General features: G+C 76.8%; 4 protein-coding genes. 1 reads left to right on the forward strand and 3 read right to left on the reverse strand.

Annotated features, from left to right (window positions below):
- Positions 1-163: 163 nt before the first annotated feature.
- The 3 genes from ACR80Q_RS05435 to ACR80Q_RS05445 all read right to left on the reverse strand — a co-directional run bounded on the left by ACR80Q_RS05435 (position 164) and on the right by ACR80Q_RS05445 (position 6,105).
- Positions 164-2,434, reverse strand: coding sequence for a YhgE/Pip domain-containing protein (locus tag ACR80Q_RS05435; protein WP_435376559.1), 2,271 nt, complete (start codon positions 2,432-2,434; stop codon positions 164-166).
- Positions 2,431-5,388, reverse strand: coding sequence for an MMPL family transporter (locus ACR80Q_RS05440; protein ID WP_435376560.1), 2,958 nt, complete (start codon positions 5,386-5,388; stop codon positions 2,431-2,433). The genes ACR80Q_RS05435 and ACR80Q_RS05440 overlap by 4 nt, the downstream gene beginning before the upstream one ends.
- A gap of 102 nt (positions 5,389-5,490) precedes the next feature.
- Complete coding sequence (locus ACR80Q_RS05445) at positions 5,491-6,105, reverse strand: TetR/AcrR family transcriptional regulator (RefSeq protein ID WP_435376561.1); 615 nt, start codon at positions 6,103-6,105, stop codon at positions 5,491-5,493.
- Between the two features lie 95 nt (positions 6,106-6,200).
- On the opposite strand from ACR80Q_RS05445, the gene ACR80Q_RS05450 reads away from it, so the two are divergent.
- Positions 6,201-6,868, forward strand: a 668-nt coding sequence (locus ACR80Q_RS05450) for a sulfurtransferase (RefSeq protein ID WP_435376562.1), incomplete at its 3' end; no start/stop codon positions are given.

Here is a 6,868-nt window from a genome sequence, read left to right on the forward strand (position 1 = left end):
CACCGTGCCCGCTGCGGCGCGGTCCACGCGTGCCGGCCGGGACCGGGTCGCCGGGGAGTCGGACCGGCAGGGCCTCGATGTCCACCCGGCCGGCCAGCAGCGCGGCGCCGACGCGCCCCGGCCCGGGGTCGGCCGTGAAGGCGCGCTGAACGACCGGGGACGCTCAGGCGGTCCGGGTCGTCAAGCGCCGTACCCGGGACGGCGCGACCGAGCGGACCCGCCGCACGGCGAGCACCGTGACGCCCAGCGCCGCCAGGGTCCAGACCAGCAGCGTGGCCACGGCCGAGCCCGCCGCGTCGGCCAGCACGACCGCCCGCATCGCGTCGGCCGCGGCCGCCACGGGCGTCCAGCCCACGACGGTCCCGAGCACCCCCGGTGCGGTGCCGACCAGGGCCACCGGCACGCTGAGCGCCAGCACGGCGGCCGACACCAGCCGTCCGGCCCCGCCCAGCCACGCGGCCAGGGCCTGGTTCGCCGCGGCCAGGGCGAGCCCCACCACCAGCAGGACCGCGGCCACCACGAGCCCGCGGCCCGCGCCGAGGTCGAGCGTCAGGACGAGCACCAGCGCGACCAGGACGGCCTGCACGAGCGCCACCGCGGCCGCCGGGGCGAACGCACGCAGCGTCAACGGCACCGAGCCCGAGCGGCTGCTCAGGGCGCGGACCGGGACCGGTCGCAGGACGAGGAACGTGACGAGGGCCCCGATGCCGAGCGCGAGCACGGCCAGGTAGGCCAGGCCCCGCTCCTGCGTCGTCGCCGTCCCGGCCGACGTCGTCCCCACCGGACCCGCGACCACGTCGGCCAGGCTCGCCCGCTGCGCCTCGTCGTAGACCGGCACCTGCTCGGCACCATCCGACAGCCCGGTGGCGAGCTGGTCGGCGCCGTCGGTCAGACCGCCGGCGCCCTCGGTCAGCCGGCCGGTGCCGGACGCGAGCTCGCCCGCCCCCTCGGCCGCACCGGTGGCGCCGTCGGCCAGCCGGCCGACGGCGGAGTCGACCTCACGCACCCCTTCGGCCAGCTGGGAGGTCCCCTCCGCCAGGGCCTGCGCCCCGTCGGCGGACCGCGCGATGCCGGACGCGAGGGCGGGGGTGCCGTCGGCCAGGGCCTCGGTGCCCTCGGCCAGCTGTCCGGCCCCGGCGGCCAGCTGCGACGTGCCGTCGGCCGCGGCCTGCGCGCCGTCGGCGGCCTCGCGGATGCCCTCGGGCAGCGGCGCGACCTCCTCGTCCAGCGCCGTCAGGCCGGCGGCGAGACCCCCCGTGGCCTCGGTCAGGTCCTGCGCGCCGCCCGCGACGCCGTCGGCGGTGGCGGCGAGCTGCGCCAGCAGGGTCGTGCACTCGGGGCTCGCGCCGACCTGGCAGGCGTCCAGGGCCTGCCCGGCCAGGGCGCTCACCCCGGCGGTGCCGGCAGCCAGACCACCGACGCCCTCGTCGACCGTCCCGGCCAGGCCGGCGAGCGTGCCCGTCCCCTCCGGCAGGGCGAGGACGCCGGCCGCCGCCTCGTCGAGCCCGTCGGCCAGCAGGCCGAGCTGGGTCGCGAGCTCGTCGGTCCCCGCCGCGACCCCGCCCGCGCCGTCGGCCAGGGCGCGGGTGTCGGCCGGCAGGCTGCTGGTGCCGTCACGCAGCTGGTCCAGACCGTCGGCCAGCGCCGCGGCGCCGTCCGCCCCGGCCCCGGCGCCGCCGGCCAGCTCACCGGTGCCGTCGGCCAGCTGCGACGTCCCGCTGCTCAGCTCGTCGAGGCCGGACGCCAACGAGTCCGCCCCCTCACCGGTCTGCGACAGCCCGTCGGTCAGCTGCCCGGCGCCGTCTCGCAGCTCGCCCGCCCCGCCGGCCGCCTCGGTCAACGAGGTGGCGACGTCGGAGAACCCGACGTAGAGGTTGTCGACGTAGGTGGTGGTGAGCTCGTCGCCCAGGGTGGACGCGACCACGCCGCCGATGGCGCTGGCCACCGCGCTGTCGGCCACCGGGCCCTCGTCCGAGGTGGCCACGTCGATCGTGGCCGAGCTGGCGTCGTCCGGGTCCTCGGCGCCCAGCGACGTCGCCGCGGCGGAGAAGTCCTCGGGAATGGTGACGACCGCGGCGTAGCGTCCGCTCGACAGCCCTTCCTCGGCCCCGGCCTCGTCGGTCAGGGTCCACGTGATGCCGGTCGGTGCCCCCTCGACCTCGATCGGCTCGCCGTCCAGCCCGACGCCGGCCGTCAGCGCGGCCACCACCTGGCGACCGAGCGGGACGAGCTCGCCGCCCACCTCCACGGGCTCGTCGAGGCTGACGACCGCTGCCTCGATCCGGTTGAGGTCGTCGACCGGGTCGTACAACCCCCAGGCGAGGGCGGCGGTGACCAGCGCGGGGACCAGGGCCAGCCCGGCGACCCGGGCCGCGGTGCCGCGGCGGGACGAGAGGCGGCCGGTGGTCGGGCCGGACGTGGTGGAGCGGTTCATGAGCGGGGACCTCCGACGGTCTGGAGCCGGGCGTCGTCGGCGAGGACGTCGTCCGAGGGTGCGTCGTCGACGAGCGGCGACAGGTCCAGGTAGGTGACGGGGACGTCGACGGGCAGGGCGAGGCCGTCCGCCTCGTACGAGGCGACGGTGACGACGGCCGTGGTGCCGCGGGTCAGGCAGGCCTCGGCGAGCCGGTCCAGGACCGCCTGGCGGACCTCGGGCGAGCCGGCCTGCTCGAGGTTCTCGACCACCACGACGACCGGCGGACGCGGTCCGGACACGGCCACGGTGACGGCGACCTCGAGGTCGTCCTCCTCCACGGCGCGGACCAGGGCGACGGCGCGTCGGGCGGAGGCCGCCTGCTGCGGCAGGACCGCGCCGGCGACCTTGACGGCGCCGTAGGTGGGCGGCGTCCGGCCGGCCACCACCATCGCCAGGGTGGTCCGGGCGGCCCGGTCGCCACCGACGGCCAGGAGCAGGCTGCCGGGGGCGGCGAGGGCGGACACCGGTCCGAGCAGGGTGCGGTCGCCGGTGCGGTCGACGTCACGGACCTCGACCTCGCCCAGGTACACGCCCGGTCCGGCGCCGGGGGGGGGGGAGGGGGGGGGGGGGGGGGGGAGGGGGGACACCGGTCCGGGCAGGGTGTGGTAGCCGGTGCGGTCGACGTCACGGACCTCGACCTCGCCCGGGGACACGCCCGGTCCGGCGCCGGGCTCGGGCCAGTCCGCCAGCGAGAGCTGGTGCGTGAGGCCCTCGCCCTCGACGTCGAAGCTCGGCAGCCGCCGGTCCAGCCAGGCGGGCAGCCACCACGCCCGCTCCCCCAGCAGCGTCATGACGGCGGGGATCAGGGTCATCCGGACGACGAACGCGTCGACGAACACCCCGACCGCGAGCCCGAGCGCGATGGGCTGCAGCGTGGCGTCCCCCTCGGGCACGAACGCGGCGAAGACGGCGAACATGATGACCGCGGCCGCCGCCACGACCTTGGCCGCCGAGGTGAACCCGGTGCGGACGGCGTCGCGGGCGTCCTCGCCGTGCACCCAGTGCTCGCGCATCCGCGAGACCAGGAAGACCTGGTAGTCCATGGCCAGGCCGAACAGGATGCCCAGCAGCAGGATCGGCATGAAGCTGATGACGGGCCCCAGGGCCACGGTGTGCAGCGGGCCCTCGAGCCAGCCCCACTGGTAGACCGCGACGACCGCGCCGAGCGCGGCCCCGATGGACAGCAGGTAGCCGACCGCGGCCGTCACGGGGACCCAGATCGACCGGAACACCATGGCCAGCAGGACCAGCGACAGCCCGACGACGAGCAGCACGAACGGCAGCAGGGCCCGCAGCAACCGGTCGGAGATGTCGATGGCCACGGCCGTGGCGCCGGTGACGGCGATCTCCACCCCGAGCTCGTCGGCGAGGGGCTCGCGCAGGTCACGGATGTCCTGCACCAGCCGGCGGGTCTCGTCGGAGGCCGGCGCGCCCTCGGGGACGACCTGGACGATCATGGTGTCGGCGCCCTCGTTGGGGGTGGCGAGCGGCACGGCGGCCACCCCGTCCAGGGCCTCGATCCGCTCCTGGACGTCGGCGACGAGGCCGAGCGGGTCGGTGCTGGCCACGATGTCGCCCGTCACGATGAGCGGACCGTTGAACCCGGCCCCGAACTCGTCGCTGAGCAGGTCGTAGGTGGTGCGGGCCGGGGTGTCGGCCGCCGCGGTCCCCGCGTCGGGCAGGGCCAGACGCAGGTCCAGGGCGGGCAGCGCCGCGACGAGCAGGCCGGCGGTCAGGACGACGACGGTGACCAGGGGCCGCCAGGTGACGACGGCCAGCCAACGACCGGCGGGTCCACCGGCGCGGCGGACGGCGTGGTCGCGGCCCGGGTGGTCGGGGGCCTCGGCGTCGGCCGCGGGGCCCGGGCGGCGGCCACGGCGGGAGCCCCGGGGGCGGGGGGTGAGCCGGTGGCCGGCCATCCCCATGAAGCCCGGCAGCAGGGTGAGGGCGACCATCACCGCGACGGCGACGGCCAGCGCCGCCGAGACGCCCATGACGGTGAGGAACGGGATCTGCGCGACCGACAGGCCGGCCAGGGCGATCATCACGGTGAGCCCGGCGAACACCACCGCCGAGCCGGCGGTCGCCACGGCCCGCCCGGTCGACTCCTCCGGGTCCATGCCCTCCCCCAGCTGGTCGCGGTGCCGGGCCAGGACGAACAGGGAGTAGTCGATGCCGACCGCGATGCCGATCATGACCGCGAGCAGGGGGGCCGTGCTCGACAGCTCGATCACGACGGTCGAGGCGAACACCAGGGCCATCGCGACGCCGACCCCGACGAGCGCGACCACGATGGGCATGCCGGCCGCGAGCAGCGAGCCGAGCGTGAGGGTCAGGACGACGGCGGCCACGGCCAGACCGACGAGCTCGACCCAGCTGAGCGCCACGGTCTGCGCGGCGAACGCGTCACCGCCGGCGACCCAGGTCACCTCCGGCCCCGACGCGTCGGCCACCACCGCGGACAGCTCGTCGCGCAGCTGGTCGGTGACCCCGTCCTGGTTGACGTCCAGCTGGGCGGTCAGCAGCAGGGTGTCCCGGTCGTCGGATACCTGCGCGTCCTCGCTCAGGGTGCCGTCGGCGGTCAACGGGCTGAGCACGGCGGCGACGGCGTCCACGGCCTCGACCTGCTCGACCACCTGCTCGACCGAGCGCAGCACCGCCTCGTCGTCCAGACCGCCCTCGGCGCGGGCGACCAGCTGCACGGAAGCCCCGCTGACCTGCGGGAACGTGGCCCCGAGCCGGTCCAGCGCCTCCTGGGACTCGGTGCCGGGGATCGAGAAGGCGTTGCTCGTGCCCTGGTTCAGGGTCAGCGCCGCGGTGCCGGCCCCGCCGAGCACGAGCAGCCAGACCAGCAGCACGACGCGCCAGCGCCGGTGGGCGAGGCGGCCGAAGGAGTACAGGAGCGACGACATGGCTGTCCTCGGAGGTGCGGGCCGCGAGGCGGCGGGTGGGGGTGCGGGTCAGGACGTGCGGCTCGGGACGGGCAGCTCAGGGGTGCGGCTCGGGGGTGCGGCTCAGGCGGTGGCGGGGGCACCGAGGACGTCGTGGGCGATCTCGACCACGAGGTCGTGCACCTGCCCGGTCGTCAGGTCGAACACGGGCGCGTCGGGGGTGATGGTGAGCATCGCGGCGTTGGCCACGAGCTGGATCGCGAGGACCGCCCGCAGCTGGTCGCGACCGTCGCTGAGCCCCACGGTCATGTCCTGGATGAAGACGGTGGCCTGGTCCTGGAGCCGTGCGGCGTGCGGCAGGTCGGAGCCGGCGCGCAGCGCCTCGAGCATGAGCAGCACCCCGCCCGGGTGGGCGAACGCCGCCGAGGCCATCGTCGCGACGGCGTCGGCCCGGCGCTCCTGGCCCCGCCCGGCGACCTGCTGCCGCAGCTGCTCCAGCGCCTGCGCGATGCGGTCGACGACCGCGTCGTACAGGGCCTGCTTGGACGGGAACCGGCGCAGCAGCCCGGTCTTGGAGTAGCCCACGGCGTCGGCGACCTGCTGCACGGACGTACCGGCGAAGCCGTGCCGGGCGAAGACCTCCGCCGCCGTGTCCAGGATGGCGGCGTCGATCTCGTCGGGCGTCGGGCGGACCGCGCGCGCGGCTGTCCGGACCAGCTCGGTGTCGTTTGCGACCATGATGGTCTCAGGGTGGACCGATCTGGTCCGGGGGGCAAATCGGTTCGCGGGGGTCACCCGGTCGGCGGCGGCCCGCCGGTCGTAGCGTGGGCACCGTGACCACGCTCCCCCCACCGGTGGTCGGTGCCGCCGACCTCCCGGACCTGCGGCCCTCCCCCGTTCTCGTCGACGTGCGCTGGTACCTGGACGGCCGCTCCGGGACGGCGGCCTTCGAGCAGGCCCACCTGCCCGGGGCGGTGTTCCTCGACCTGGAGCGGTGGCTGACCGGACCGGGCGGGCCCGACGACGGCCGGCACCCGTTGCCCTCGCCGGAGCACTTCACCGACGGGCTCGCGGCCGCCGGGATCGGTGACGAGGACCTGGTGGTGGCCTACGACGACGCCGGTGGCCGCGTGGCGGCCCGGCTGGTGTGGCTGCTGCGGGCCACCGGCCGGCGCGCCGCCCTGCTCGACGGCGGGACCGCGGCGTGGCCGGGGCCCTGGGAGCAGGGTGAGGTGCACCGCGCGCGCACCTCGCCCGAGGTCCGGCCCTGGCCGCAGGACCTGCTGGTCGACCTGGCCGGCGCGACCGACGGTCGCCCGGTCCTGCTGGACGCCCGCGAGGCCGGCCGGTACCGGGGTGAGCACGAGCCCGTGGACCCACGACCCGGCCACGTCCCCGGTGCGGTGCACCTGCCGGCGTCGGCCGCCCTGGAACCCGACGGCCGGCTGCGGCCGCCCGAGGCGCTGCGGGCGGCGTTCGAGCGGGTCGGGGGGGGGGGGGG

It is taken from the genome of Aquipuribacter aurantiacus (assembly GCF_051216895.1).
In the GTDB taxonomy this organism is placed as follows: Bacteria; Actinomycetota; Actinomycetes; order Actinomycetales; family JBBAYJ01; genus Aquipuribacter.

Bases quoted from the DNA above. Each gene is read 5' to 3' on its own strand.
- ACR80Q_RS05435 (WP_435376559.1), bottom strand. From the start codon at position 2,434: ATGAACCGCTCCACCACGTCCGGCCCGACCACCGGCCGCCTCTCGTCC.
- ACR80Q_RS05440 (WP_435376560.1), bottom strand. From the start codon at position 5,388: ATGTCGTCGCTCCTGTACTCCTTCGGCCGCCTCGCCCACCGGCGCTGG.
- ACR80Q_RS05445 (WP_435376561.1), bottom strand. From the start codon at position 6,105: ATGGTCGCAAACGACACCGAGCTGGTCCGGACAGCCGCGCGCGCGGTC.